This is a genomic window from Phyllobacterium sp. T2-21, from assembly GCF_055378485.1.
Map to the genome: position 1 here is coordinate 23,486 of NZ_AP027915.1, position 25,944 is coordinate 49,429.

The 25,944-nt window shown below is 56.0% G+C and carries 23 protein-coding genes; 13 read left to right on the forward strand and 10 right to left on the reverse strand.

Features of this window, described 5'->3' with window-relative positions:
• Positions 1 to 49 precede the first annotated feature (49 nt).
• Positions 50 to 2,173 carry a mechanosensitive ion channel family protein gene (locus ACZ5FP_RS22250; RefSeq protein ID WP_464664680.1) on the forward strand — a complete coding sequence of 708 codons (2,124 nt, stop codon included), beginning with the start codon at positions 50 to 52 and terminating at the stop codon, positions 2,171 to 2,173.
• A 37-nt stretch (positions 2,174 to 2,210) separates the two neighbouring features.
• A complete protein-coding gene (locus ACZ5FP_RS22255) occupies positions 2,211 to 3,659 on the forward strand; it encodes an MltF family protein (RefSeq protein WP_464664681.1) in 1,449 nt (482 codons plus the stop codon).
• A 13-nt stretch (positions 3,660 to 3,672) separates the two neighbouring features.
• Here the strand turns inward: ACZ5FP_RS22255 and ACZ5FP_RS22260 are convergent, their stop codons facing one another.
• From ACZ5FP_RS22260 to ACZ5FP_RS22270, 3 genes are all read right to left on the reverse strand, one after another.
• Positions 3,673 to 4,854: a hypothetical protein gene (locus ACZ5FP_RS22260; RefSeq protein ID WP_464664682.1), complete on the reverse strand. Its 1,182-nt coding sequence runs from the start codon at positions 4,852 to 4,854 to the stop codon at positions 3,673 to 3,675.
• Between the two features lie 8 nt (positions 4,855 to 4,862).
• Positions 4,863 to 6,095 carry an alpha/beta hydrolase gene (locus tag ACZ5FP_RS22265; RefSeq protein WP_464664683.1) on the reverse strand — a complete coding sequence of 411 codons (1,233 nt, stop codon included), beginning with the start codon at positions 6,093 to 6,095 and terminating at the stop codon, positions 4,863 to 4,865.
• 143 nt (positions 6,096 to 6,238) lie between these two features.
• Entirely contained in the window at positions 6,239 to 6,871 is a 633-nt protein-coding gene (locus tag ACZ5FP_RS22270) for a response regulator (protein WP_464664684.1), read from the reverse strand.
• 317 nt (positions 6,872 to 7,188) lie between these two features.
• Here ACZ5FP_RS22270 and ACZ5FP_RS22275 point away from each other — a divergent pair, with 317 nt between their 5' ends.
• Complete coding sequence (locus ACZ5FP_RS22275; protein WP_464664685.1) at positions 7,189 to 8,496, forward strand: DUF3300 domain-containing protein; 1,308 nt, start codon at positions 7,189 to 7,191, stop codon at positions 8,494 to 8,496.
• A 150-nt stretch (positions 8,497 to 8,646) separates the two neighbouring features.
• Complete coding sequence (locus tag ACZ5FP_RS22280; protein ID WP_464664686.1) at positions 8,647 to 9,462, forward strand: DUF2950 domain-containing protein; 816 nt, start codon at positions 8,647 to 8,649, stop codon at positions 9,460 to 9,462.
• A 189-nt stretch (positions 9,463 to 9,651) separates the two neighbouring features.
• Here the strand turns inward: ACZ5FP_RS22280 and ACZ5FP_RS22285 are convergent, their stop codons facing one another.
• From ACZ5FP_RS22285 to ACZ5FP_RS22305, 5 genes are all read right to left on the reverse strand, one after another.
• Positions 9,652 to 10,068, reverse strand: a complete 417-nt coding sequence (locus ACZ5FP_RS22285) for a hypothetical protein (RefSeq protein ID WP_464664687.1) — start codon at positions 10,066 to 10,068, stop codon at positions 9,652 to 9,654.
• A gap of 147 nt (positions 10,069 to 10,215) precedes the next feature.
• Positions 10,216 to 10,854 (reverse strand): LysE family translocator, encoded by a 639-nt coding sequence (locus tag ACZ5FP_RS22290; protein WP_464664688.1) that lies wholly within the window; start codon positions 10,852 to 10,854, stop codon positions 10,216 to 10,218.
• Positions 10,851 to 11,390: a hypothetical protein gene (locus ACZ5FP_RS22295; protein WP_464664689.1), complete on the reverse strand. Its 540-nt coding sequence runs from the start codon at positions 11,388 to 11,390 to the stop codon at positions 10,851 to 10,853. Before ACZ5FP_RS22295 ends, ACZ5FP_RS22290 begins: the two co-directional genes overlap by 4 nt.
• A 212-nt stretch (positions 11,391 to 11,602) precedes the next feature.
• Complete coding sequence (locus ACZ5FP_RS22300) at positions 11,603 to 12,481, reverse strand: MBL fold metallo-hydrolase (RefSeq protein WP_464664690.1); 879 nt, start codon at positions 12,479 to 12,481, stop codon at positions 11,603 to 11,605.
• Positions 12,474 to 13,934 carry an aminotransferase class V-fold PLP-dependent enzyme gene (locus ACZ5FP_RS22305; protein WP_464664691.1) on the reverse strand — a complete coding sequence of 487 codons (1,461 nt, stop codon included), beginning with the start codon at positions 13,932 to 13,934 and terminating at the stop codon, positions 12,474 to 12,476. The genes ACZ5FP_RS22300 and ACZ5FP_RS22305 overlap by 8 nt, the downstream gene beginning before the upstream one ends.
• Positions 13,935 to 14,069: 135 nt before the next feature.
• Here ACZ5FP_RS22305 and ACZ5FP_RS22310 point away from each other — a divergent pair, with 135 nt between their 5' ends.
• On the forward strand, positions 14,070 to 14,579 hold the full coding sequence (locus ACZ5FP_RS22310; RefSeq protein ID WP_223613078.1) for an Lrp/AsnC family transcriptional regulator: 510 nt from the start codon (positions 14,070 to 14,072) through the stop codon (positions 14,577 to 14,579).
• 145 nt (positions 14,580 to 14,724) lie between these two features.
• Here ACZ5FP_RS22310 and ACZ5FP_RS22315 read toward each other — a convergent pair whose 3' ends face one another.
• Positions 14,725 to 15,531 (reverse strand): YdcF family protein, encoded by an 807-nt coding sequence (locus tag ACZ5FP_RS22315; RefSeq protein WP_464664692.1) that lies wholly within the window; start codon positions 15,529 to 15,531, stop codon positions 14,725 to 14,727.
• 210 nt (positions 15,532 to 15,741) lie between these two features.
• On the opposite strand from ACZ5FP_RS22315, the gene ACZ5FP_RS22320 reads away from it, so the two are divergent.
• From ACZ5FP_RS22320 to ACZ5FP_RS22345, 6 genes are all read left to right on the forward strand, one after another.
• Entirely contained in the window at positions 15,742 to 16,623 is an 882-nt protein-coding gene (locus ACZ5FP_RS22320; protein WP_464664693.1) for a DMT family transporter, read from the forward strand.
• Positions 16,624 to 16,723: 100 nt separating this feature from the next.
• Complete coding sequence (locus ACZ5FP_RS22325; protein WP_464664694.1) at positions 16,724 to 17,401, forward strand: HAD hydrolase-like protein; 678 nt, start codon at positions 16,724 to 16,726, stop codon at positions 17,399 to 17,401.
• Positions 17,402 to 17,682: 281 nt separating this feature from the next.
• Positions 17,683 to 18,285: a hypothetical protein gene (locus ACZ5FP_RS22330; RefSeq protein ID WP_464664695.1), complete on the forward strand. Its 603-nt coding sequence runs from the start codon at positions 17,683 to 17,685 to the stop codon at positions 18,283 to 18,285.
• 1 nt (position 18,286) lies between these two features.
• Positions 18,287 to 18,949 carry an ABC transporter ATP-binding protein gene (locus ACZ5FP_RS22335; RefSeq protein ID WP_464664696.1) on the forward strand — a complete coding sequence of 221 codons (663 nt, stop codon included), beginning with the start codon at positions 18,287 to 18,289 and terminating at the stop codon, positions 18,947 to 18,949.
• Positions 18,942 to 19,628, forward strand: a complete 687-nt coding sequence (locus ACZ5FP_RS22340) for an ABC transporter ATP-binding protein (protein ID WP_464664697.1) — start codon at positions 18,942 to 18,944, stop codon at positions 19,626 to 19,628. The genes ACZ5FP_RS22335 and ACZ5FP_RS22340 overlap by 8 nt, the downstream gene beginning before the upstream one ends.
• Position 19,629: 1 nt before the next feature.
• On the forward strand, positions 19,630 to 22,284 hold the full coding sequence (locus ACZ5FP_RS22345; protein ID WP_464664698.1) for an FtsX-like permease family protein: 2,655 nt from the start codon (positions 19,630 to 19,632) through the stop codon (positions 22,282 to 22,284).
• 225 nt (positions 22,285 to 22,509) lie between these two features.
• Here the strand turns inward: ACZ5FP_RS22345 and ACZ5FP_RS22350 are convergent, their stop codons facing one another.
• Positions 22,510 to 22,923 (reverse strand): hypothetical protein, encoded by a 414-nt coding sequence (locus ACZ5FP_RS22350; RefSeq protein ID WP_464664699.1) that lies wholly within the window; start codon positions 22,921 to 22,923, stop codon positions 22,510 to 22,512.
• 489 nt (positions 22,924 to 23,412) lie between these two features.
• Between ACZ5FP_RS22350 and repA the strand changes: the two genes are divergently transcribed.
• Positions 23,413 to 24,696 (forward strand): plasmid partitioning protein RepA, encoded by a 1,284-nt coding sequence (gene repA / locus ACZ5FP_RS22355; RefSeq protein ID WP_404928898.1) that lies wholly within the window; start codon positions 23,413 to 23,415, stop codon positions 24,694 to 24,696.
• Positions 24,697 to 24,705: 9 nt separating this feature from the next.
• Positions 24,706 to 25,773, forward strand: coding sequence for a plasmid partitioning protein RepB (gene repB / locus ACZ5FP_RS22360; RefSeq protein ID WP_464664700.1), 1,068 nt, complete (start codon positions 24,706 to 24,708; stop codon positions 25,771 to 25,773).
• Positions 25,774 to 25,944 lie beyond the last annotated feature (171 nt).

Genomic DNA, 25,944 nt, shown 5'->3' on the forward strand with positions numbered 1-25,944 from the left:
CGAAGGCAGTTGCGGCAACTGTCCGCGGCGCACGGCCGGAGTGGTCGTGATGCGCATCATTGCAATTCAAAGGACTGCCATCCATCTCGGTCTGATCGTCGGATTGATGGTCGCCGCATGGTTTGCCTCCGGGTCGAACAGTGCCGCACAGCCCGCGGCGGCGGCAATTCCATCTGAAAAGGTCCAGCAACTGATCAAATTGCTCGACGATCCGGAAATCCGTGCATGGCTTGCCACCAAACCGAAGACAGTGCCTGCGCCTGCCATCGATGGCGCTCCAAGCGGTTTTACGCTTTGGACCAATGGCATACGTGAACATCTTCGTGCGGTGATTCGTGCCGTTCCGGCTCTCCCCGGCGATCTGCTGAACGCAGGCAGAATCCTGGCTGCCAAGGTCAGCGAATATGGATTCTGGTCCGCAGCGTTTTTGCTTCTGATACCCATTTTCTGCGGGATAGGCCTGGAGGTTCTTTTCAAAAAATGGGTAAAAAATACCGCAGGATTGATCGCAAACCAGCCCTCGGATGACAAGGTGATCTTTCACGAGGACTTGGCACAGGCGGCCTTCGTAAAAATTGCCCCGATTGCTGTTTTCAGCATTACGAGCTTCGGCGTTTTTCTGATCCTGGCATTGCCGCCTCTGTTCAATGCTCTCGTCATCCCGCTTTTGCTGGCGCTGATCGGATGCCGGATGATCATTTGCCTGAGCGAACTCCTGCTTGCGCCCGGCAAAGGCGAAGCCCACATCCGGCTTCTTCCGATGGAGGATATCTCCGCCCGGTTCTGGAGCCGTCGCACCAGCGCTTTTACAATCATATTGTTCGCCGGATGGGCTGCAGCCGGCGTTCTGACGGCGTTATCGATACCGGCCGACACAAAGAGCCTGATCGTCTATTGCATTGGTATCGGATTGCTGGCCGTGGCGGTGGAAGCCGTTTGGCATCGCCCCGGGCCTCGCCGCGACGCCAGGGATGTGGGCACGGGAGGCTGGCTGCTCGTCGCTTCCTTCTGCATTTTGTGGCTCTTCTGGATTGCAGGCATGAACATTCTGTTGTGGCTCGGCATCTACGCGATAGTCCTGCCCGGCATATTGAGAGCGACCAGTACAATCGTTAAAACCGTGTTTGACCAGTATCGTGCGGATGAGAGCAAACCGGTTTTCGAAGTTTTGGTCGATCGCGGTGCGCGAGCCCTTATCATAACACTTGCCGTAATTTGGCTCGCCATGGTTGTGCGCCTGCATCCGACAGTTTTGACCGAAGATGCCGCGGCCAGCAAAGCGATCCGCGGCGTCCTCAGCGGTGTTATTATTCTCCTTGTTGCGGACATGCTGTGGCACGTCGCCAAAAGCTCCATAAACCATCGGCTTGAGAGGGCCCGGCAAGCGAGCGGCGATGCCGCGGAACTGGCGCGCAGCGGCAGACTGCTGACCCTATTGCCGATCCTGCGCAATTTCCTCGCGGTACTCATCGCGGTTATTGCCATCATGATGGTGCTCTCGGGGCTCGGTGTCGAGGTCGGTCCGCTGATTGCCGGCGCAGGAATTTTTGGCGTTGCAATAGGTTTTGGCTCCCAAACGCTCGTCAAGGATGTCATCAGCGGCGTGTTCTACATGATGGACGATGCGTTTCGCGTCGGCGAATATATCCAGAGCGGGAGCTATAAGGGCACCGTAGAGTCCTTCAGCATCCGTTCGGTCAAGCTGCGCCATCACCGTGGCCCGATCTTCACGGTTCCCTTCGGCATGCTTGGTGCGGTCCAGAATATGAGCCGCGACTGGGTCATCGACAAGTTCCTGATTTCAGTCAGCTACAACACCGACATCGCGCAGGTCAAAAAGGTGGTCAAGACCGTGGGCGCGACGCTCCTGGAAGATCCGGAATTTGGTCCGCAGATCATCGAGACGGTGAAGATGAAGGGCGTCGAGGCATTCGGCGACTATGGCATTAATCTGAGTTTCGCCATGATGACCAAACCCGGGCACCAATCAACCATCAGGCGACGGGCTTACGCCATGATACGCGATGCATTTACGGCGACCGGCATCGAATTTGCCTCGCCGACCGTGCAGGTTGCGGGTGACGATCATTCAGGCAATGTCGCCGCAGCGGCCACGAACGACGCGATCCACCGCAAGAAGGCGGCGGATGCCGCGAAAGCCGGGGAAAGTTGAACCAAAGTCAATGACTTCTGATAAGGGCGGGGTAGCAATGGCATTCAGCAACGCATTGAACCGGCTTGTGCTGGGTCTCATCGGGATCGCTTGTTTGTCCATGGCCGCTCCGGCCCTGGCCGACTCAAAGTTCCTCTCAAGCCACATTCTTGATCTGGACGGGATGAAGCAGAGGCGGCTCATTCGAATTCTTGTCCCTTATAGCAAGACGATTTATTTCATTGATCAGGGCAAACAGTATGGCACTGCAGTCGAGTTTGGTACTGCGCTTGAGACGGCGCTCAATGCCGGAGCCAAGAGAGAACTCGATCGCGTGCGCATCGCGTTCATCCCGGTTGGCCGCAACGAACTGATTCATGCATTGAATGACGGACTGGGTGACGTGGTGATGGCAAACCTCACAATAACGCCTGCCCGGCTTGAGCAGGTCGATTTCACCGTTCCCGTTTACGACAAAGCAAGCGAAATTCTGGTGACGGGGCCTTCTGCCGAAAGGGTCGCCGATCTCGATGATCTTTCGGGCAGACAGGTCGCCGTGCGGGAGACAAGCAGCTATTTCGAACATCTTTCGAAGCTGAATGCCGATTTGAAATCGCGGGGAAAGACCGAGATAAGCATTCGGATTATGGACGAAAATCTCGAGGATGAAGATCTTCTCGAAATGGTGAATGCGGATCTTCTGGCCTACACCGTCGTCGACAAATACAAGGCCGCAATCTGGTCGTCTATTTTCAAGGATGTTGTCGTTCGTCCGGATATCGAAATTTCCGGTAACGGCCAGATCGCCTGGGCGATCCGCAAGAACAGTCCATTGTTGAAGAAAGAGCTCGACCGTTTCGTGGCGACGCATCGCGTTGGAACAACCTTTGGCAATATTCTCAAAAATACGTATTTCAAGAGCGATAAAATTCTTCAGCGCGCTTACTCAAACGACGATGTCGAAAAATTCAAGCAACTGGTCACACTCTTCCGCAAGCACGGAACGACCTATTCCTTCGATTACCTGATGCTGATGGCGCAAGGCTATCAGGAATCCAAGCTCGACCAATCGAAACGCAGTCCGCGCGGCGCAGTCGGTATCATGCAACTGCTCCCAGCCACCGCGAGGGATAAGGTCGTTGCCATTGCTGGTATCGATAAGGACGAAGACCGCAACATCGAAGCCGGTTCGAAATATTTGCGCTATCTTATGGATACCTATCTGGACGAACCGGCGCTGAATGCGCGTGAACGCGAATTGCTTGCCTTTGCCGCCTACAACGCCGGCCCGGGAAACCTGAAGAAGTTCAGGAAGAGGGCCGTAGACCTTGGTCTTAATCCGAATATCTGGTTCGGCAATGTGGAGAATTCGGCCGCGGATATCGTCGGCCGGGAAACGGTGCAATATGTCGGCAACATCTACAAATATTACGTTGCCTACACGATGCTGGCAGAGCGGCTCCAGGAAAACGCAGATGCCGTGAGCTCCGGCAAAAAGGGTGGCTAGTCCATAACGTTTTTCAAAGCAGCAGCAGGCGTTTCACGATGGGCAGAAGTTCCTTGAAGGGAAGTTGCGTGAGCCCGACCAGAACGAACGGTAGCAGTGCTGCTGCGAAAACCGGGATGAGAGTCGATCGCGTCACCAGCATCGGTGACAGCTTCTTTGCGGCCTCGAACAGTTTACCGGGGTCGGCAAGTTCCTCATGCACGTCGGCATTGTCGTCGTCGGCAACGACGTTCTTGCCAAGGGTGCCGCGTTCCACCTGTCTTTGATAATTGGTGGCCACTGTGGATGCAGCAAGCAGCGTCCGCTTCTTCAGGTCAAGTATCTGCCGAACAAAACAAAGCAGCGGTATGCCGAAATATGCGGATAAGGCGATCAGCGACAGCGCCATGACGGCTCCAAGTGCTGAAGCCGTTATTGTGCTGTGCAAAATCTGGTGGGTGACGGCGGCAGATACGACGCTGCTGACTGCGACTGTGAACAGCATATAGGCATTGGGATAGCGGCCGACGAAGGCCAGACCGGCATGACCGTCCGGATGGGTTGCAACCAATCGTGTTTCCAGCCGCGACAAGGCCAGAAGCAAGAGTGACCAGATAACGTGCCGCCACACGCTGCGCGATAGAAGGAACCAGAAAAGCGTGTTGCTGACAATGACCGACCACCACGCTGCAGGGCTCAGCGACCTTTGGGCATTGGCAACCGTGACTGCCCAGGAGGAGGCTGTCTGGTTCTGTGTGTTCGAAAGCAGGAGCAGCGATGCGGTGACGGCAAACAACAGACAGATGAGTTCAGCCCACATCGAGTTTCGGCGCTCAAGCGCTTTCACCATCGCTGATCGGGCAGCGCCAAGCGCGTTTTCGGTGACGAGCTGCCCCGCGAAGAACTGCTTCACGCCGTCCCGGAGCTGATCCTCCACCTGAGTTTCGGCCAGAATGAGGAACCCGATCGCCAGGAAGGACCTTGCCCACACGCCGGGATCTAGGAGATAGGGCCGCAGCTCCAGAGGACCCAGAGCGGTTCCGGCCACCACTGCGAGCAGAAGGGGCACGCCCCACGCGGCGGCCACGAACATGATGGCGCGAACCGCGGAATTGAGATCACCCGTCCGCGCGATACCAGCATCCAGCTGCAGCTGATAGAACGGGCCGCCGTGAAAGATCAGGAATGGTGGGTCATTCTCCCGTTCATGTGCCATGGGTTGGCTCAATAGCTCAGCTCGCGTGACTGCGCCTTGTCCTGCAGTGTTTCATGGAATTTATCCGATTTGACCGGAGCGCGCTTTTGGCCTTCCAGAATGTTGATCGGCGTGCTTACGGTTGTCGCCGCGACCTTGCCGACGACGTTGACACCTCCAGCTATCACCGCCGTTACACCTTGACCGAGTGATACGTTGGAATCGGTGAGGGTCTGTCCGGTTACCAGGCGCTGGCCGATCAACTGCACGATCTGCGGGCTCTCTGCGAATTTGCCATGGTTGAGGCTGTCTCCGCCTTTGACCTTGGTCAGGTCGATGACCGTAATTCCGGCTTGTTCGAGTTTGCTGCGGTAGGGCTCGTCGGCGGGATTGATGGCCCCGAGCCGTTGCACGTCACCCGAGATGAAGCGGGAGGCTGCGAGCGCACGGTCGTCCTGGGAGACGAATATCGTGAATTTGGGTCGCTTTTCACCCATTTCCGTCCATTGGCGCGCGAAGACATCGACATCGATATCCGGTGAAGCCAGGATCACGTTGTCGATCTTTGAGGCAACGCGGCCGTCACGGATAGCCATCTGTCGCAAGGACTCCATGGCCAGCCATGTTCCCATCGAATGAGCCATGACGGTGATGTCTTTGACGTTCGGATCATTGGCAAGCGTGCGCAATGTTTGCTCGAAAGCCACTCTCGAATAATTGGTGCTTTCCTTGTCGTAATTGTAATCGAAGAGACTGGCCCTGGACGGCCAGGTGAAGAGGATCGGTGTCACCTTGGCGCCCGAGTCATGGATGATCTGGGCAAAACGAAAGACCGAATCCTCATAGCGGTTGTTGAATCCATGCACGAAGACCAGCGCGTGCCCGCCGACGACATGCGCCCGGAACCATGTTCGGGCCTGATCGACGGATTTGAGCTGCTGGACACGCGTAACGGCAAAATCCGTATCGGGGTTGGGCGGCAGTTTCTTGGGCCATTGAACCGTGCCAGCCTTGCGTTTGCTGTCCGATGGGATCGAAACCGAGATATCCGTCAGATAGGGGTGCGGGCTGCGCTCTCCCGTGAACAGCGTGGCTGGATCGTCGGATGGAACCCGGCTCGTCACGACAAGCATGTCCACATTCGAACCTCCGGTTTTGTTGGAAACCGCGACAGGGGACATGACGCCCTTGGGGTGGCCGGCACATCCTCCCAATACGACCACGCAGGCCAACAGGATTGTCAGAGGAGATGACAATCGCATCAGGCCAGTTGCGGCGCGCTGTCCTATTGGGCGCGCGTCGTTCGGCAACTTGTTTCGCCTGGAAGACGCATGGTTGGATAGAGCATTTGGCATCGGGTGTTTCCTCGAGAACCTGTGGCGCACCCGGAAGGGCATGCCTGAATTCATGCTTCAATGAGCCGCTTTCGTATGGCAAAGCGGACAAGCGCTGCCGTGGACTTGGCATCCAGTTTACGCATGGCAGCGGAGCGGTGGCTTTCAACAGTCTTTTCGCTCAGTCCGAGGACCGCTGCCGTCTCCTTGTTGCTGTGTCCTTCGGCAATAAGTTTGACGACTGCCGTTTCCCGCGACGTCAGGATGCTGGGCGACGCATCAGATTTTGCGAGGTAAGAGGATACGAGTATGTCCGAGACCGCCTTGGTGAAGAACGGTTGACGATGTTCCAGCGCCTCCACAGCCTGGATCAGATGGTGGGTTGCATCCGACTTCAGCAAATATCCCCGAACGCCCGCTTCGAGAATGTTGCGAAGCAAAGCTTCATTGTCGTGCTGGGTAAAGATAAGGATTTCGGTTTTAGGGTTGTGGAGGCGGATCTGACGGGCAGCTTCCACGCCATTGATATACGGCAAAGCATAATCCAGGATGGCAATTTCGGGGTCGGTAAGACGAGCCTGCTCAACCGCATCGCGCCCGTTCTCAGCCTCGGCAACGATTTCCCAGCGTTCCCGCGTAGAGAGAATTGCTCTGACGCCTTGCCGAACGATCTCATGGTCGTCCGCGATGAGAATCCGTGTCATATTCACTCCCCGGTTGACGTCTGGTCCGCAAGCTCAGTTCGCCGAGCTGAAACAAGCTTGCGGATTACCTCAGCCCTACATCGGAAACTGAAATTCGGCAAAAATTAACAGTTACGTACTTACGCCGACAGAGCCGTTGAACGCTAATGCTCCCCAATAACCAATGGGAGCGCTGCGCACAATGCAACGGTCAATCACACGGAACCGCACTGTCGCACCATCATTGCACAGGTGTGCCGATTCGTGTCGCGAGGTTGCCGTCGCCGATCGATATCAACGCCTGGACTCCGAACACAATTCATTGAGGAGAAGCAAGTATGTCACTATATCCAAAGGCGATGGCCATCGCAGCTTCGGCGATTTTGCTGTTCTGCGGCAGCATCACGCCGGTGTGGTCTCAGGCACAAACGGCTGCGGCCCCGCCTGCCACCGCGGTCGCTGAAGCACCCAAGCTGCTTTCGAACACCGAACTGCAAACGCTTGTCGCACGCATTGCGCTTTATCCGGATGACCTGGTGGCTCTGGTGCTGTCCGCGGCGCTTAATCCGCTGCAAATCGTGCAGGCCGAGCGCTTCCTCGAAGAAGCCAAGTCCAAGCCGGATCAAAAGCCGGATAAGTCTTGGGATGGCAGCATCGTCTCGCTGCTCAATTATCCGACCGTTGTCAAAATGATGAATGACGACCTGAACTGGACCCAGCAACTCGGCACTGCCGTGGTTGACCAGCAGAAGGATGTCCTCGTTGCCGTACAGCAGCTGAGGGACAAGGCCGTTTCCCAAGGGGTGATCAAGTCCAATGACAAGATCATCGTGGAAAAGCAAAAGAGCAATGTTGTCATCCGTCCTGTCAAAAAGGAGGTGACCTACGTTCCGGAGTACGATCCGATTATCCTGACAAGCCCGACTTACGTCGCAGCGGCGCCGATCGTCTACGGGAGTCCGTATCCGTCCTATTACTACCCATATGCGCCTTACTGGGCAGGTTTCGTGACCGGTGTTGCCTTTGGCGCTGCCGTGGACTGGAACAACTGGCATTCGTGGGGAGGGAATGACGTCAATGTGAATGTCAACAATTTCAACCGCAATGATTTCCACTTTGACAAGAACAATATCAGCAACCTCAATTTTGACAGCGGCAAATTCAATTTCGACCGGAATTCCATCACCAACAATATCCGTCAGAACAACGGAAACCGCCTCGATGTGAAGGGCGGCGACCGCATCGGAAATACGTCGGGTTTCGCCGGCGCCGGCTCGAGAGTTGGCAGTGCGGACGTTCGCCGCGACGTGCAGAGCGGCTTGAAGGAACGGGTTGGCGGAAACGTTGCAAATGACCGTGCGAACCGGGCGGCCACGCGGCCTGCCAACAACAATATCGCCCGTCCCAACCCGGCCAAAGGCAATATTGCCGGCAACACCCGGCCCAGGCAAACAATGGCGGCTCGTGCCGACCATCGCCCAAGACAGCCAAGTGCATTCGGCAATTATGCTCCGGGCCATGAAGTCAGGCAATTCTCCCAGCGTGGCAATTTCAGCCGTAACTTCGGTGGCGGCGACAGGCTTGGCGCGGGTGGTGGAGGCGTGAGGCATGGATTTGGCGGCGGCGGTCGTTTCCATCGCCGTTGACCATGAAGAACCACCGCAGTTTCCTTTGAAGGATTTTGAAAAATGTCCAGACACGTTCTGAAAGCACTTTTTGCATCAACGCTCATCTCGATGGCTGTACCGTCGTTCGCAGCCGAACCGTCATTGCAACGCTTCGTTGGCGCTGAACCCTTGACCTTCAAGGACGCCGGCGAAGCGGTGGATGCCCTCAAGAAGGATCTTGAGACAAAGGATGTCGGCGCACTGGCAAAATTGCTGGGTCTTAACCCGGAAGAGGCAAAGAAATCGGACGATTTCGACGCGCGCCTGACTGAACTTCAGCAGGCGTCCAAGGAACAAACCGCAATGGAGGACCGCGAGGACGGCGGCAAGGAAGTGGTCCTGGGAAATCTCGCCTGGCCATTCCCGTTTCCCCTGGTGAAGCACGACAGCGGCTGGCGGTTCGATACGCTTGCGGGCCTTGAGGAGGTCCTGGCGCGTCGTATCGGCGAGAACGAACTTGAGGCAATCGACATATGCCGCAATGAAATCCTCGCGCAGGCGGCTTACGCACAAGTGGACCACGAGGGCGATGGCGTGCTCGAGTTCGCCCAGAAAATCATAAGCGACGAAGGCAAGCAAAACGGGCTCTACTGGAAATCGGCTGGAGGCGAAGAGAGCCCTGCCGGCAATCTGGGGGATGCCGCCAAAATCGAAGCCAGTGCCGGCTCGGACCACGGTTATTTCGGTTATCGATTCCGAATCCTCACGTCGCAAGGCAGCAATATTGCCGGCGGGAAGTACAATTTCGTTATCAATGGCCATATGATTGCGGGACATGCCATGATTGCTTCACCGGCAGTCTATGGTGAGACCGGGATCATGACCTTTGTCGTCAGTCACCACGGTACCGTTTATCAAAAGGACCTTGGCCCGGACACCGCGAAGATCGTCAAAACAATAACCTCGTTCAATCCTGACAAAACGTGGGAGCCTGTTGAGGACTGATCGTGGGTCCGCGGAATATCCAGGGCAGATATTAACTGTCGGGAGGCAATACCAATCAGAGCCGGGTGGAGCGAGCATGGCTTCATCCGGCTCTGATTTTTCTATTGCCTCCCGACGACAAGCCGTTCGCCTGAGAAGCAAAGACTTAACAGGAATGGTGGAATCCGGAAACGTCGGCTCTTAAGATCCTTACATGCTGCACTTGTGATAGGTGACATACATGTTGTCGCCAAACGGGTCGAAGCGCTGAAATTCTTCGGGGCCGACGATTTTAAAAGTAACCGTGACATCGCTCTGGATCATTGAATCGGTGCATGAAAGCCGCGCGGACAAACGGTCTTTTTGCTTGCGCACGCTTTGGGTGGTGCATATCGCCATCGGCCCGGATACCTTGCTTCCAACGATCAGCAAGCCGGTTGTTGTTGAGGCGCCGCGGTCCTTGAACTCAATCTTTTTGCCGACTTTCTTGAACGTATCAGCGCAGTCGGTACCGTTCATGGTCCACGCACCTTGCAATTCCTTCATCGAAGCCGCGATGACGCCGGATGTTAAACCAAGGCCTATCAGTCCGCTCAAGAGAAGGATTTTACCGGTTTTGCCTGACATCGAAGTTCTCCATGTTCATTTCGTCTGAAGACTAGGACAACGGCAATCCAACGAAAACACGGTCCGCTCGAATATACAGATTCGATACGGTAAATGTGCAGATGGCCGATGGCGATAAGCTGACCTCAAGCGATCATCGGATCAATGTCATCTTCGTGTCGTCCATGCGAACCAGACGGCGACAACGGCAAGGACAATTGCCAGGAAGCGGCGGATGAAACGCTCGCGGGATGGCTCGTTCAGGACCGCTCCCAGCGAGCCTGCGAGTATCACGATGGCGCAGTGAATTGCCGTTGCGACCAAGAGGTAGATGGTCGTGAGCACCAAGGTTTGGCTGAGCGTGGGTGAGACGTCGTCGAGGAAGGTTGGTAAGACGGCAATGTAAAAGACCGCCGCCTTCGGGTTGAGGAGGTTGGTCATGAGGCCGCGCGCAAAATGTTTGCTTGCGGGTTCTGCCACGGGACCAACCTCAGTTGAGCTGTCGCGCCAAGCGTCGACGGCGAGATAAAGCAGGAAAACAATACCTGCCCAACGCAGGGCCGCGTAGAGGCCGGGAGATTGCGTTACGATTTCCGCCAGACCCAATGACGCCGCAAGTCCCACCACGGCAAGACCGAGCGTAATTCCAGCCACGGTGGCAAATCCTGATCGGCGACCATCGCTCGCGGCGATAACAGCCAGGTAAGCCATATTCGGCCCTGGCGTCAGCTCGATGATCAGCGAGGTTGCGGCGAACGAAAATAATGTGCTTACGGGCAGTTCGTACAATGCCAGACCGCTCATCATGTGTTGCCATGGCTCGCGTTTCGGGATTGCAATCCGCTGCGCCTCTCGAGCAATTTGCGCCAGAGGCCGCCCTCGAATGCGGAGCTGATCTCTCGTGATGCGAGATAGGGGATCAGGACAAGCAGCATGATGAAGCTGGTGGCGAATATCTGCGGTGCCTTGCCAAGAAGGTCGGAAAGCGATGCGGCGGCTGTCCTTCCATGGATGAGCCCCACGACAACTTCCTCGAGTATCGAGAGTGCGATCAGCAGCGCCAGATAGAGCAGGGCCTTGGAGGCAATGACATTGATGATCCGGCGATCGCTGTAACGATCGCCCAGGTGGACGGCGTGCCCCAGCAGGATGAACTTAGCCAACAGCAAGGCCTTGAGGGCAGGGAGCCCGAAGGGCCAGAACCCATCACCGGAACTGCCGACAATCGTGATCTTGTAGAGGATGATGGCACTCAGGCAAACGTAGAGATAAACCGCAAGAACGGCGAATTGCAGCAAGTCGCTCTTCAGTCGGGTGATAATCAAACTGGCGCTGATTGGCATGGTGGCCTCCTGATCGAAACCGGTTACCGTCGGATTGGCATTTGTCGGCTCCCGACATCGCAGTTGCCTCATTTCAGATGGTACGCAACCAAGGCCGGAAGGGAAGTACGATACGGTAAATCAAGTGATGGATAGGCCTTTAACAAGCGTCCCAGAAATTGGAAATTATCTAATGATTCCGGTGCATTATTGTCCTGGGCTCGACATGATAGTCAGCCCCATGGTGTGCCTTGAAACGCATTCATCGGCAGCTTGAGATAGCGTATGCCGTTCTCTTCCAACTCTGGAAGCCGGCTGCCGTTGATGTTGACCTGCAAGGCGTGCAGGATGAGTTTTGGCATTGGCAGCGTCCGGTCTCGGTTCTCGCGCATCAAGACAAAGTCCTCTTTGTTTGGTGAGCCTTTGAGATGGACGTTCTCAGCTTTCTGACGATCGACCGTGCTTTCCCATAGGGGTTCCCGTCCACCGGGCTGATAGTCATGTCCGACAAATATGCGCGTGTCTCCGGGCAGGGCGAGGATTTTCTGGATGCTCGCCCATAGCGTGCTGGCGCTTCCGCCTGGAAAGTCCGCACGGGCTGTGCCGCTGTCGGGCATGAAAATCGTATCGTGCACGAACGCCGCGTCGCCGATCGAATAGGTTATCGATGCAAGCGTGTGGCCCGGCGAGAATATGACGCCGGCTGCGATGCTGCCGATGGAGAAGGTGTCGCCGTCAACGAACAGCCGGTCCCACTGACTTCCATCGATGCGCAAATCCGGCCAATTGTAGATCTGCGACCAGATCTTCTGGACATCGACAATTCTTGCGCCAATGGCGATTGGCGCACCCGTAATCCCTTTGAGATAGGCTGCGGCCGACATGTGGTCGGCATGCGGATGGGTATCGAGAATCCACTGAACATACAGATCCTGCTCACGGACAAAGTCCAGCAGCAGATCGGCATTGTATGTCGCTGTCGTACCCGACTTCTCATCGAAGTCGAGGACCGGATCAATGATGGCGCAAGCCTTGGTCTTCGGATCGCTGACGACGTATTGAACCGAAAATGTGCGCGGGTCAAAGAAGGCGGTAACGTCGGGCCTATGCATGGACAGCTTCCTGAAAATCTAGGACACGCGGCGAGAAAATCGCGCGTGCCGGATCGAATGTGTAGAGCGCTTCAAATGAAGGAGCATCGCGCGCCAACTGAGCGACAGATTGCAGGATGAAGGAGACTTTTTCATCTGATAAAAGAACGCTCAGATTGAGTCTGGTAAATCCGGGCTTCTCGATCTCGTTGCCACTGAGGATCGCCAGCCGCATCCGTTGCGAGGCGTCGGCATCAATCGACAGCAACCGGTGCACATAGGGCCCCGCGCAGGCGCAACCTCCCCGGGCCTGGATGCCGAACCGATCGCTCAGCAGCCGCGTGATCAATTGCTGGTGGACATACCCGCCTTTAGCGCTTCTGATTCGGAACGAGAATATCGGAAGACGTGGTAGCAGGCAGGAGCCGAGCAGTTCGATCTCTGGAACGTTCTGCCATGCCGCAAATGCCTTGTGCGTCAGTTCATCGTTGCGCCGCTTGATGTCATCCAATCCGATCGCCTGTTTGACCAGAAAAGCAAGTGCCGCTCGAATGTCACCGATGACGTTGGGCGTGCCCGCTTCCTCGCGCGCTTCAAGGCTGTCGCTGTAATCATGGCCCGTCGGCGAAACGAATTTCACAGTGCCGCCACCTGGCCAAGAGGGCTTGCTTGCGGTAACGGCATCGTGACGAACAATCAGGATACCTGTTGCTCCCGGCCCGCCAATAAATTTATGCAGCGATATGACAATCGCGTCTATCTCGACGTCCGTTTCGGGGCGCATTGAGATTGGCAGGTAAGGTCCGGCACCGGCATAGTCCCAGACGATCTTTGCCCCTGCCGATTTGGCGATCTTCGTGATTGCCGCGACATCGGTCATGATCCCTGTCACGTTGGACGCGGCCGAAAAAGAGCAGACTTTCAGATCTGCGGTGGCGCTCTCCAGCGCTTCTGTCAGAAGCACGGGATCCGGGCCGCCGTCGACACCTTCGGCGATTTCTATGATCTGCGCGCCGCTTTCTCGCCAGGGCAGAATATTCGAGTGATGCTCATAAGGTCCGATGATCACGCAAACCCGCTGGCCCGACGCAACGGCCTTGGAGACACCAAGCAAATTGACAAGCCGATTGATGCCCGCAGTTGCTCCGGACCCTGCAAAGATGACTGCGTGGTTGTGGTCCGCGTCGCAGCATTCCGCGATCACTGTGCGCGCAGCCCGGCGCAGGCGTGTCATCATGCCTCCGCAGTAGGAGGCCTCGGTATGGCTGTTTGCATAATAGGGCAACACCTCTTCGAGGATAAAATGCTCGACCTGTGTGAGCGCCCGTCCGGAAGCGACGTAATCGGCATAGACGAGATCTTTCAAGCCGAACGGCCCGTCGACTTTGGCCTGCGAACCAATGAGACCCTCGCGTAGCATGACGATGGGATCGGCCACATCGAGGCTGCTTCGGAATTTGGCGAGAACTGCCATTGGAACTGCTGATTGGCGGGTATTGGCTGGCTCTTGCACTGGCGGTCTCCAGATAGGATTTGACAGAGATTATATTCCCCCTCACTCTTCAAATCCTCACCGATTTTTTGATAACTTGGAGCTATTACGGGTAAAATGATCGATAAATCCGAGAAAATTGATGATTTTGATCTGAAAATTCTGACTTGCCTTCAACGAAACGCGGTCGCATCGCAACGTGATTTGGCCGACCAGGTGGGGCTATCGCAAAATGCCTGTTGGCGGAGGCTCCAACGGCTTCACGCTATCGGCATGGTGCGAGGCGCACACGCCGACATCAATCTGGAGGTGCTTGGTTTCGATCTGATCGTGATTGTCATGATCCGCACGCGCCACCACTCCAAGGAATGGTCTGATGATTTTCGCAAACACGTCGACCAGTTGCCAGAGGTTATCGATTTTTACCGAATTGGCGGGGATTGGGACTATTTGATCAAGGTCGCAACCCGTGGGATGTCAGGCTATGACGCTTTTTATCAAAAACTTATTACAAACTTCGATCTGGCAACCGTAACGGGCTATTTTTCGATGGAAGCCATTATCAACAATCGAGCGGTTGATCTAACTCGTGTCCGCCAAAGCGACAAGAGTCGTTTAATTCCGTAAAGCATCCAGCGAGCTATACATTGGATAATCTGAAAAACCGCCCCGCGAAGCACTTTCGTTCAAGGCCCCATCAGCGTGAAGCCGGGAAAGACGGGCGCGGAAGCATAGGTTCCTCTATCACAGCCAATCGAGACCGAGATAGGATCTACACCGGGTTCCGAGGGGACGGAAATAACTCATCGGTCAAACCAAGGACACGATAAACGAACAACCCCAGCCATTCATGCATCGCAAGATCAGATGCAGCAAGACCGGTGGCAATGGTCGAAACGGGTCTGAGCCAATCTGCGCTCCCGTGGGTGCGATAATCCACGGGATAGGGAGTTATGTTCATACCGGCAGCACGAAAACACGCAACGGCCCGTGGCATGTGGCTCGCCGAAGTCACCAGCAGCCACTGTTCCCCTGGCTTGGCTTGAAACGCTGCGGCGGTTTCCGATCCGTTTTCGCACGTGTTGCGCGAAAGCTCCTCAATACTGATGCGGGTTTCAGGTAGACCGATAGAGACAAGCACATCTTTGGCAATCTGCGATTCCGTCGGGGAGTTGTCGTGTACAAGATGATTGGCACCGCCGGACAGCAATACGCGCGCATCAGGATGAAGCCGGGCGAGTTCGGCCGTTGCCGTCAGTCTTTCGGCTGCCTCGTTCAAAGCGGGGCTATGACGTCCGGCTGTTATGTGCGTGTCGACGGCGCCTCCGAGCATGATGATGCCGGCAACTGGCCCTGTAATGCTGGGTTGTGGAAAGCGGTTCTCAAGAAGCAGTAGGGCTGCTGGTCCTGCCGGAGACCAGCCAAGGATTGCAAGTAGCGCAACTGACATCACGAGAAATGACAGACCTGTCCTGCGAAACCCTAGGATCAGGGCGAACATGCCCAAAATACCGAGAAGCCCGATGATATTGGACGGCAGGACCACGTAGCCCGCCACTTTGGAGATCAGGAAGAACATTTAAGGCCCCGGTGTTCACGGCATGATTGCTTGTGTGCGTGATGTGTGCAGCATCATGCGCTTATTGTCCAACGGAACGAAGGTGATCGATACGGAGCAAGAGCAAGCCATATTGGGCAACGAGAAATCCAATTTCAAATCTCATTGTTTCCTGACACCGGGATGTCAGCAGTGGGCTTATATTGTTTCTATTCAATCAAAGGCGGATCGATGAGCGCGGCGGGATATCGACTGGGACTGGTGTTTGTTACAGGCTCTGCGGTGGCTTGGAGCACAGCAGGATTTTTCACACGGCTTATTCCGCTGGATAGCTGGACGATGCTGGCGTGGCGCGGCATCTTCGGCGCGATTGCAATTGCATTGGTGATTTTCGCTTTGGAAGGTCGAAAGAGTTGGCTGGCGTTTCGAACGATGGGTTTGCCGGGATGGATGTTCGCGGGCGTATCCGCCATTGGAATGATCTTTTTCATCACGTCGCTCAGGCACACGACCGTCGCCCATGGTGCGGTCATTTACGCCACGGTTCCGTTCGTTGCCGCGGGTTTGAGTTGGCTCGTTCTGAATGAGCAACCCACACGCAGCGCCATCATTGCAAGTTTGTTTGCCCTTGCCGGTGTGGCGCTGATGATGGGGCTGGGCGTGGAAGGCGGTCTGTTGGGCGACGTCCTGGCATTTGGACTTACCGTCTGTATGGCCATCATGATGGTTATCGCGCGGCGGTATCAGAATATCCCGATCATGCCGGCCGCCTGTCTGTCGGCTTTGCTCAGTGGTTTGGTGTGTTGGCCGCTCGGTGATCCGCTTGCCATTACCAGTCATGAGCTTTTGATCCTGGCTCTGTTTGGTGTTGTTAATTCAGCCGTTGGTCTTGCGCTGTTCACACTGGGTGCCCGGCATCTTCCGGCAATCGAGACGGCCTTGATTGGATCGTTGGACGCTCCGCTGGCGCCGCTCTGGGTTTGGCTCGCATTCAACGAAACACCCGGTGCAAGCACGATCATTGGCGCGCTGATTGTCTTTACTGCGGTGTGCGTGCACCTGATTGCCGGAACACTCAGACGAAAAACGCAACTTGAACCTGCCGTATTCTGAAATTTCGAACTACTGTTGCTGCCAAGCGGATCGGAATTGGGGATGACGACGGGGGCCGTTGCAGATACAAAAAGTCAAAGCGATGGGAAATCCAATCCAAATGCCGAATTCTGATCTTTCCATTCTTCTGGACCTCGACGGCACACTGATCGACTCGCAACCCGGCATTGTGTCCAGCTGTCGTGCCGCCCTGCGTGCGCTTGGACATGAGCCGCCCGAGGTTATGGATATTGAAGCGTTGATCGGACCTCCGATCGAGGAGGTGATGCGATATCTGCTCGAACCCTACGGCGACGATCGCATCTCTGACGCAGTCGATGCCTATCGCAGCGACTACAGCGCTCGGGGACTCCTGATGAGTAGGCTTTATGATGGAATACCTTCCGCACTGAATTCGCTTCGCAATGAGGGAATGAAACTGTTTCTGGCGACATCAAAGCGCGTCTTCTTTGCTCGAAGAATTCTGGAAAATCTTGAACAGAACCGCTTGTTCGCCGGAATTTACGGTTCAGAACCCGGTGTTGTGACAGATCACAAGCCGGAGTTGATTGCGCATATTCTGGCAGAGAACCAGCTGAATCCGAACAGATGCGTGATGGTGGGCGATCGTAAATTCGATGTGTCCGGGGCGCATGCGAACAATATGAAAGCGATTGGCGTAACCTGGGGGTACGGCAGCCGGGAGGAACTTGAATTGGCAGGAGCCGATACGCTGATCAACGGCCCTGCAGAGCTCAAGAATGCGATCCTGAACTTGCTGCGAGCAACGGCCGCCTGAAAACCCGTCAACAACGTGGCGTTTCCTTCCATCAGCGGTCGGTGGGTGCGATTGCACTCTTCGCAATGTCAATTTGGGATTCGCGAAGTCGGAATTCTCCACGATGATATTGGCGGACGACCTTACATCGGTCCTTTTCCCGCAAATCTCAAAAGCGCCCGGATATTGCTCTTCAAATACAATTCTCGCCTTACCGAACTGTATGGTAGCGGCGAAGCGGTCGTAAAGTTGGATGTTTATGGTCTTCGATGGCGCATGGTGGCGCGCACGAAGGAATGATCATGAACAAATATCTCGAAAAACACCCCGCGGTCACGATCGCCTTGGTGCTCGGAGCTGCTGTCACATCATCTTTCTTAACATTGCCGGTAGCGCATTCGGCATCGATACCTCAGGTTGAGGATTCTGCGACGGAAAAGAATCCGCCCGGAGACATCCCCGATACCCAAGTCTTTATCGAGTATCGCTCCGCTCTCGGCTTTTCGTTGAAAGTTCCCGAAGGATGGGCAAGGAAGGACGGACCGGACGGCGTCAGCTTTACTGACAAATTGGACGGTGTGGTGGTTATGGTTTCCGCCGCCGCTTCGCCGCCCTCGGTAGAATCCGTAAAGCGAGACTATGTTCCCAAAATGGAGGCCGCTGGAAAAGCGGTCAAGGTCGCTGGCGTTCGCGCCGTAAAGGTATCTGGTGGCAATGCCATCCTGATTTCATACACTTCAGATTCCGAGCCAAACGCGGTCACGAACAAACAGGTTCGGCTTGAGAACAGACGCTACCTTTACTTCAGGAATGGAAAACTTGCCGAGCTCGATCTGTATGCACCATTTGGAGCGGACAATGCAGATCAATGGCGCATGATGTCCCAATCGTTTCGCTGGCAATGATATGCCGCTCATCGAAGCCCATGAATTGTACCGATTTTACCATAACGGGGATGATGAAACGGCGGCGCTGCGTGGCGTCAGCCTTCAGGTTGGGCATGGCGAGATTGTTGCGATTACCGGACCGTCGGGCAGCGGTAAATCGACCTTGCTGTCATGCCTGACAGGCCTTGAAGAACCGGACGGAGGTTACGTCATCATTGCCGGTGAGAGGATCACGCGGCGCTCCGAAGCATTTCGAGCATCCATAAGAGCGACGCGTTTGGGCATTTTGCAACAGGTGCCGAACCTTCTTGCGCACCTCACCGTGACCGAAAACATCGAACTTCAGATGCACCTGGCCGGCATGGCAAACATGAACAGCATCGAAATGCTGCTTTCGACGGTCGATCTGCGGCATCGTGCCTATGGATATCCGAATGAGCTGTCCGGGGGGGAGGCGGCTCGCGCAGGGTTGGCTGTAGCGCTTGCTGCAGACCCGGTGCTGCTTGTCGCCGACGAGCCCACAGCTGAAGTTGACAGAAAAACTGAATCGCACCTGATCGAACATTTCAAAAAGCGGCGACAGGCCGGCAAGTCGACGCTCGTTGCGATCCATAGCGATGCGATGTCCGGTATCGCGGATCATGTTCTCAGATTGAGGGACGGGAAGGTGGTCCATGACTGAATGTCTGGTCGATGCAAAAGATGTTGCAAGGGACTTTCCCGACGGAACATCCGGCATGAGCACGGTCCTGCAGCCGTCATCGTGCCGGATTGTATCCGGTGATCGGATTGCGCTTACGGGCCCCTCCGGAAGTGGCAAGTCTACGCTCCTCTATCTGCTGGGCGGCCTTGACCGGCCCACCCGAGGGATTGTGGTCTGGCCGGCACTCGGTGCCGGAGATACCCTGCGGCCAGAGAAAATTACCTATGTCTTTCAATCACAAAGTTTGTTTCCCGCTCTGACGGTTCTTGAAAACGTGGCCTTGCCGCTGATCGTTTCAGGCGGGAATGGCCTGCCTGATCAACGTGCGATGGCCTTGCTCGCTGAATTCCAGCTCGATGGGTTGGCGGGGAAGCTGCCGGAAGAGTTGTCGGGCGGGCAGGCCCAACGTGTCGCTTTGGCAAGAGCTCTTGTAACGCAACCGCGATTGATCCTTGCGGACGAGCCGACCGGCCAGCTTGACGTGGCAACGGCCAGGACATTGATCGACGTGCTTCTCAGACAGATCGACGGCACGTCAACTGCGCTTATTATCGCGACGCACGATCTGAGGGTCGCCGAGCGCATGGAGAAACAATGGTCGATGCGACACGGCACGCTGACCACCGACAATCCGTCTCTTGCCGAATTGGTGCCGTGAAATGATGGGTCTTTGGGTATACGGTCTTGTCACGCGCCGCCCCCTGCAGCTTTTGGGAACCGCTGCAGGCATTGCAGGGACAGTCGGCTTGATCGCGTGTCTCGGCCTTTTTCTTTCTTCCAGCGCCCAAACGATGACCAGGAGAGCGATTGCAGGCGTTCCGATTGACTGGCAGGTCGAAGTTCTGGCTACAGCCGATAAAGCAGAGATAAAGAAAGCGATTGCTGAATCCGCAAGGGTTGCCGCTATGGGGGAGGCGCATTTTGCAAGTGTGACCGGCCTGGAAGCAACGAGTGACGGAACCACGCAAACCACCGGGCCGGGCAAGGTGCTCGCATTTGACGCCGCGTATCTGCAAAGCTTCCCTGCCGAAATCCGCTCATTGTCAGTGCAAAACGGCGGTACGATGATAACCCAGCAGACAGCATCAAATCTCCACGTTAAGCCAGGTGATGTTGTTACGATCCATCGTGTCGGTTTGTCGCCCGCGACGCTAAAAATCGATCGCATTGTCGATTTGCCCGACGCGGATTCACTTTTCCAATCAATAGGTTTGCCGCCCCAATCGGCTCCACAGGCACCACCCGACAATGTCTTGATACTTCCCTTGAATATTTGGAAAGATATTTTCGGACAACAGGAAGAAGCTTCTCCCGGTAGCATCAAGTTGCAGTTCCATGCGAAGCTTTCGCATGCAGAATTACCTGCAAACCCCGATGCCGCCTATGCTTACGTCACTGGTGCCGGCCGTCATCTTGAAGCCCGGGTTGCAGGTTCGGCGTTGCTTGCCAACAATCTTGGAGCACGGCTGGATGCGGTGCGAGGCGATGCCCTCTATGCCCGCGTTTTGTTTCTGTTTCTTGGAGTGCCGGGAATACTGCTTTCAATGATGCTGACTTTTGCCATTACCGCTTCAGGTGCCGGCCGCAGAAAACGTGAACAAGCTCAAATGCGCGTTCGCGGTGCATCAATGCGTCAAATCCTCTGGCTGACGGCGATGGAGGCGTTTGTTGTTGGTCCATTGGGTATCATCGGCGGAGTGATCCTGGCATTCCTATTGACCAGAACGTTCTTGGGAAATGTGTCGCTGAATTTATCGCACGTGTTTCTGTTCGTGGCTCTGGCGGCTTTTGGCATGCTGCTATCCCTGGCAGCGGTCATTCTTCCCGCCTGGAATGCGGCCCGGCTTCGAACCGTTCAGCTTGCCCGAAAAGCAGTCGAACCCGCTGCGATGCCGCTTTGGCAGCAATTCTATGCAGACGTCGTGCTGATTTTGTCGGCAGCAGCCATTTTCTGGCATTCGGCGGCACATGGCTACCAGGTCGTTCTGGCAACGGAAGGAGTTGCAGCGACTGCCGTCGACTATACGGCATTCGCCGCTCCGATCCTGTTCTGGCTAGGATCTGCGCTTTTCTGTGTTCGCATCTGCGGCTTCATCATTCGTGGAAATGGTGCAATATTGCGCGCGATGGTCATGCCTGTAAGCGGGTCGATGACGAAGGTTGTATCGTCCTCGCTTTCACGACAAGCCGGGCGATTGACGCTCGCAATTGCCATGGTCGCAATGGCGGTGTCGTTTGCAACCTCCACGGCGGTTTTCAATCGCACCTTCAACGATCAGGCCCATGTGGATGCCGAACTGACAAACGGCTCTGACGTCACGGTTTTTGGCACGACATTGCAACCGGCGGGGAGCCAATTGGCGCAATTGGAATCCATTCCAGGCGTCACGGTGGCGCGTCCCATGCAGCATCGCTTCGCCTATGTCGGCATGGATTTGCAGGATTTATATGGAATCGATCCCGCACGCATTCAGGCTGCAACGAAACTGTCCGACGCCTTTTTCTCTGCGGGAACTGCCGCCGACAATCTGGCGAGCCTCCTGAAAACGCCCGACGGGGTTCTCGTGTCAGAGGAAACGGTAAGGGACTTTCAGCTAAAAGCGGGTGACACGATAAACCTGCGCCTGCAAACCGCGGCCGACCATCAATATCATGCCTACCCGTTTAAATTCATCGGTGTGGTAAGGGAGTTTCCCACTGCGCCGAAAGATTCGTTTTTGGTCGCAAACATGGACTATGTTTCAAAAATTACCGGCGACGCGACGGCCGAGTATGTGCTGCTGCGTACAAGTATCGATCCGGCAGCTGTCGCGCGCGCGGCCAGCGTATCACTAGGCTCGTTCCCATCGTTGAAAATCGTGGATATTGGCTCGGTCAGCCGTTTGATTGGCTCCAGCCTTACCGCCGTCGACCTTCGTGGCTTGACCTCGATTGAACTGGTGTTCGCGCTCATCATGGCGATTGTCTCGGCTGGGCTCATGCTTGCCCTCGGTTTTATTGACCGAAGTCGCGACTATGCCATTCTCAACGCAATCGGGGTCAAGCCAGCCCAACTCGCGGCATTCCTGTGGAGCGAGGCCGCCATCATTCTGCTTGGAGGTTTGACATTCGGTCTTGTTACGGGCGTGATAACGGCTGGTATTCTTATCAGGATGCTGACGGGTGTTTTTGATCCGCCACCGGAAACCATGTCGGTGCCGTGGCTTTACCTGCTCGCAGTTGGTGCCACCACCATCGCCTCGGTCATTCTTGCCGTGGCGTTTACCGAACGCCGCCGCAGACTGGCGTCTCAGGCATTCTGGCGACAAATATAAGCTGTCTGTACACAGTTTCGGATGAGGTTGAGCTTCCTGCGCAGGATGAGAACAAGCCCAACTCGGGACCTCAATCGCAATTAATAATACACACTGTCTTCAATGGGCTGGACCAGTAAGGCTTGCCCGGATTGAAAGTAAATCCGAAGCGCGCTCTTCTCGCGCCACAATCGACGGCGGGCGGCGACGCCCTACTCGTGGAGTAGGGCCCCTTGCGCGCGCCGGTCACTTTACGGAAAAGTCGACCGCTTCCTTCATCGTGCCGTCAACGGCGATCTGCACCTGATAAGTGCCGACAGGCCAGCCGGCGTCCGGCTTGGAAATCGAGGCGTCGATATGGTTTTCGATCTTGCCGATTTCGAAGCTGGCCTCATCGATCTTGTAGTTCGCCGGCGCGACACCGCCCGAATCCACCGAAATCCAGCTCACGGTTAGCTTTGATCCCGAGGCCACCTCGTCGGTCAGGTCGGCGGAGAGGAAAATCTTGGCCGTATCCCGCGCAAATGTCGCCTGAGTCTCGTTCGCGTCCTTGCTTGCGGACAGCACGATGTTTTCGAACCCTTCGGCCTGCGCGTGCACAGCGAACGCTCCAACCGCCACCAAGGCAGCTGCCCCCATCATCATCGACCGAATGCGCATGTTTTTCCCTTTGGACTGAAACCGCGGCCCGCGTCCGACTCATGTGGTGCGTGCCCGTGACGGCCACAGTAGAATGCGAGGGCAGGGTTTGTCCATGGAGCCACAGCGACACGATCTGCCTTTTGACGTGATCCTCCATGTCCATTGTCAGGGTGTCAAACGGCTTCCAAAACTGTCCCCGATCGGCATCCGATTTTTGCACGCCGATCCACACATAACAGTGATCCGTGCGTCCAAACGGGATTCTGCCTTAATGGTTAATTTGCGTTAACTATAAAGTGCTTGACGCGACTCGGTTCTTTCAGCAGTTTACTTACGGTTTTAAGGGGTATCCTGCGATATAAGCGTTACACGTAAATCTGAATGTTAGTGCTGTTTTGCAGCGTTAAACCACCGGTCAGCGTTACCCTTTTTGGTATTTCTGTCGAATCGGCGCATCCTCATCCTGCGCTGATGCGATTCTATTGAACAGGCGCACAGGAACGATACGTGACTATGATGAATGCGGTACAGACAACTCAACCGGATGGCGCGCAATTGGCGGCTGTGCCACAGCCATCCGCTGCCTTGACCGCAGACCGGGCCATCGCTGCCGACGCAGAAATGCTGTCGGCACAGTTGCAGGCGATGCGCAACCGACTGTTTCCGCCTACAGCCCAGAAGGCCCTGCGCAAATTCACCAGCGGCGAGGCGGCAAAGCTCATCGGTGTTTCCGACGGCTATCTGCGCCAGCTTTCCATTGCCGGCGAGGGGCCCCAGCCGGAAACCGGTGCCAATGGACGCCGGCTTTACTCGCTCGCCGAGATCAATGCGCTGCGCCATCATCTCGCTGACGCCGGCGGCCCGAAGGCCCGAACCTATCTGCCGCATCGCGATCCCTCGGCCAACGAACATATGCAGGTGATTGCGGTCACCAATTTCAAGGGCGGTTCCGGCAAGACCACGACGAGCGCGCATCTGGCCCAGCATCTGGCCATGGCCGGGTTTCGCGTCCTTGCAGTCGATCTTGACCCTCAGGCATCGATGTCGGCGCTGTTCGGCTACCAGCCGGAGCTCGATCTGACCGGCAATGACACGCTCTACGGGGCCATTCGCTATGACGGTGAACGGCGCCTGATGCGCGATATCATCCGCAAGACCTATTTTGACGGGCTCGATCTTATTCCCGGTAATCTCGAGCTGCAGGAATTCGAGCACACCACACCGCAAATGCTCGCCGACCGCCAGCATGGCGCGCAGCAGAGCATCGAACAGCAGCTGTTCTTTGCCCGGGTACAGGCGGCGCTGGATACGATCTCGGATGATTACGACGTGGTCGTCATCGATTGCCCGCCGCAGCTCGGCTTTTTGACGCTGTCGGCGCTTTGCGCCGCCACGTCGGTTCTCGTCACGGTGCATCCGCAGATGCTCGATGTGGCATCCATGAGCCAGTTTCTGTTCATGACGGCGGATCTTCTGGCTGTCGTGCGCGAGGCGGGCGGCGAACTCAATTTCGATTTCATGCGCTATCTCATCACCCGCTTTGAGCCCAATGACGCGCCGCAGCAGCAGATTGCCGGCTTCCTGCGCTCGCTCTTCGGTGATCGCGTGCTGACATCGGCCGTGGTAAAATCGACGGCGTTTTCCGACGCCGGCCTTACCAAGCAGACGCTTTATGAAGTTTCACGCGACAGTTTCACCCGGGCAACCTATGACCGGGCCATTGAATCGCTGTCCTCCGTCAATGCTGAAATCCAGGGCCTGATCTTCAAGGCCTGGAACCGGCCTGTGTGAGGCAAGCACATGACTGACAAGAACCGCAGGGATCAACTCAAAGCGCTTTTCGGAACGGTGGATACGGCTCCCCAGCCGGAGCCGACGCCGCTCAATACGGCTCCGATGGACAACACTCCTCCTTCTGAGCAACCGAAGCAGCGCACGGCGTCCGGTGCCATCAAGGCTATGGGCCTGTCGCTCGGCGGTATCTCGCGTGAGCTGGAGGATGCCCGCAAGATTAGAGAAAGTCTCGAGGGAGCGGAACGGGTCATCGAGATTGATCCCCAGCTTATTGAGTATTCTTTTGTCGAAGACCGGTTGAGCCACAATTTCGGCCTTGACGAGACGTTCAGGGAACTGGTCGAGAGCATCAAGCTGAATGGCCAGCAGGTTCCCATTCTCGTCCGGCCGCATCCGGAGCGCAGGGGGTACTACCAGACCGCCTACGGCCATCGCCGTCTGCGGGCGGCGGCGGAACTCAAGCTGCCGGTGCAGGCGATCGTCCGTGAGCTGAGCGATGCCCAGCTTGTGGTGGCGCAGGGCAAGGAAAATGCCGAACGGCGCGATCTCTCCTTTATCGAACGGGCTTTCTTTGCCCGCAACCTGATTGACCGCGGTTTCAGCCGGTCGGTGGTGCAGGATGCCCTGGCTTTGCACAAAGCCGAGATGACCCGCTACCTCCAGGTCGTGGATGCCATTCCGAAACCGATTTTGCAGGCCATTGGCCCTGCACCCAAAATCGGCCGGCCGCGCTGGGTCAAACTGGCTGATCTGTTGAAGAAGCCGGATGGCCGAACGGCAGCGCAGGCGATTGTGCAGCAGGACCATTTCAAGCTGCAGGGCAGTGACGGCCGCTTTGAAGCGGTGTTCGAGCGGCTGCTGGAGCTCAACAGGCCAGCTGCGGCGGCCAAAGCCGATCCTGCAGCCGCAAGGCATATTCGCGACGGCAATGGTGATTTCATCGCCCAGCTTCTGAACAGCAAAAAGGAGCGGTCGATCAGTTTTGCCGACACGGTTCCCGAGGGGTTCGTGGAGTTTGTGGCTGGCGAGCTAGACGGGCTTTTGCAGCGCTACAGGAGCGGGCAAAAAGCCTGACACAGGCGTTATTCTGGTTTTGTGTAAGCGTTGAACGGAAAGAACAAAGAGAAGGAACAACGGCAAGAAAAAAGGCCCCCAGAACGTTACCGCTCCGGAAGCCCTCTTCAATGTAGCAATTTTAGAGAATCACTTCCTACCTGACTTGTCAAGCGTTGGACGCGTTCCGGC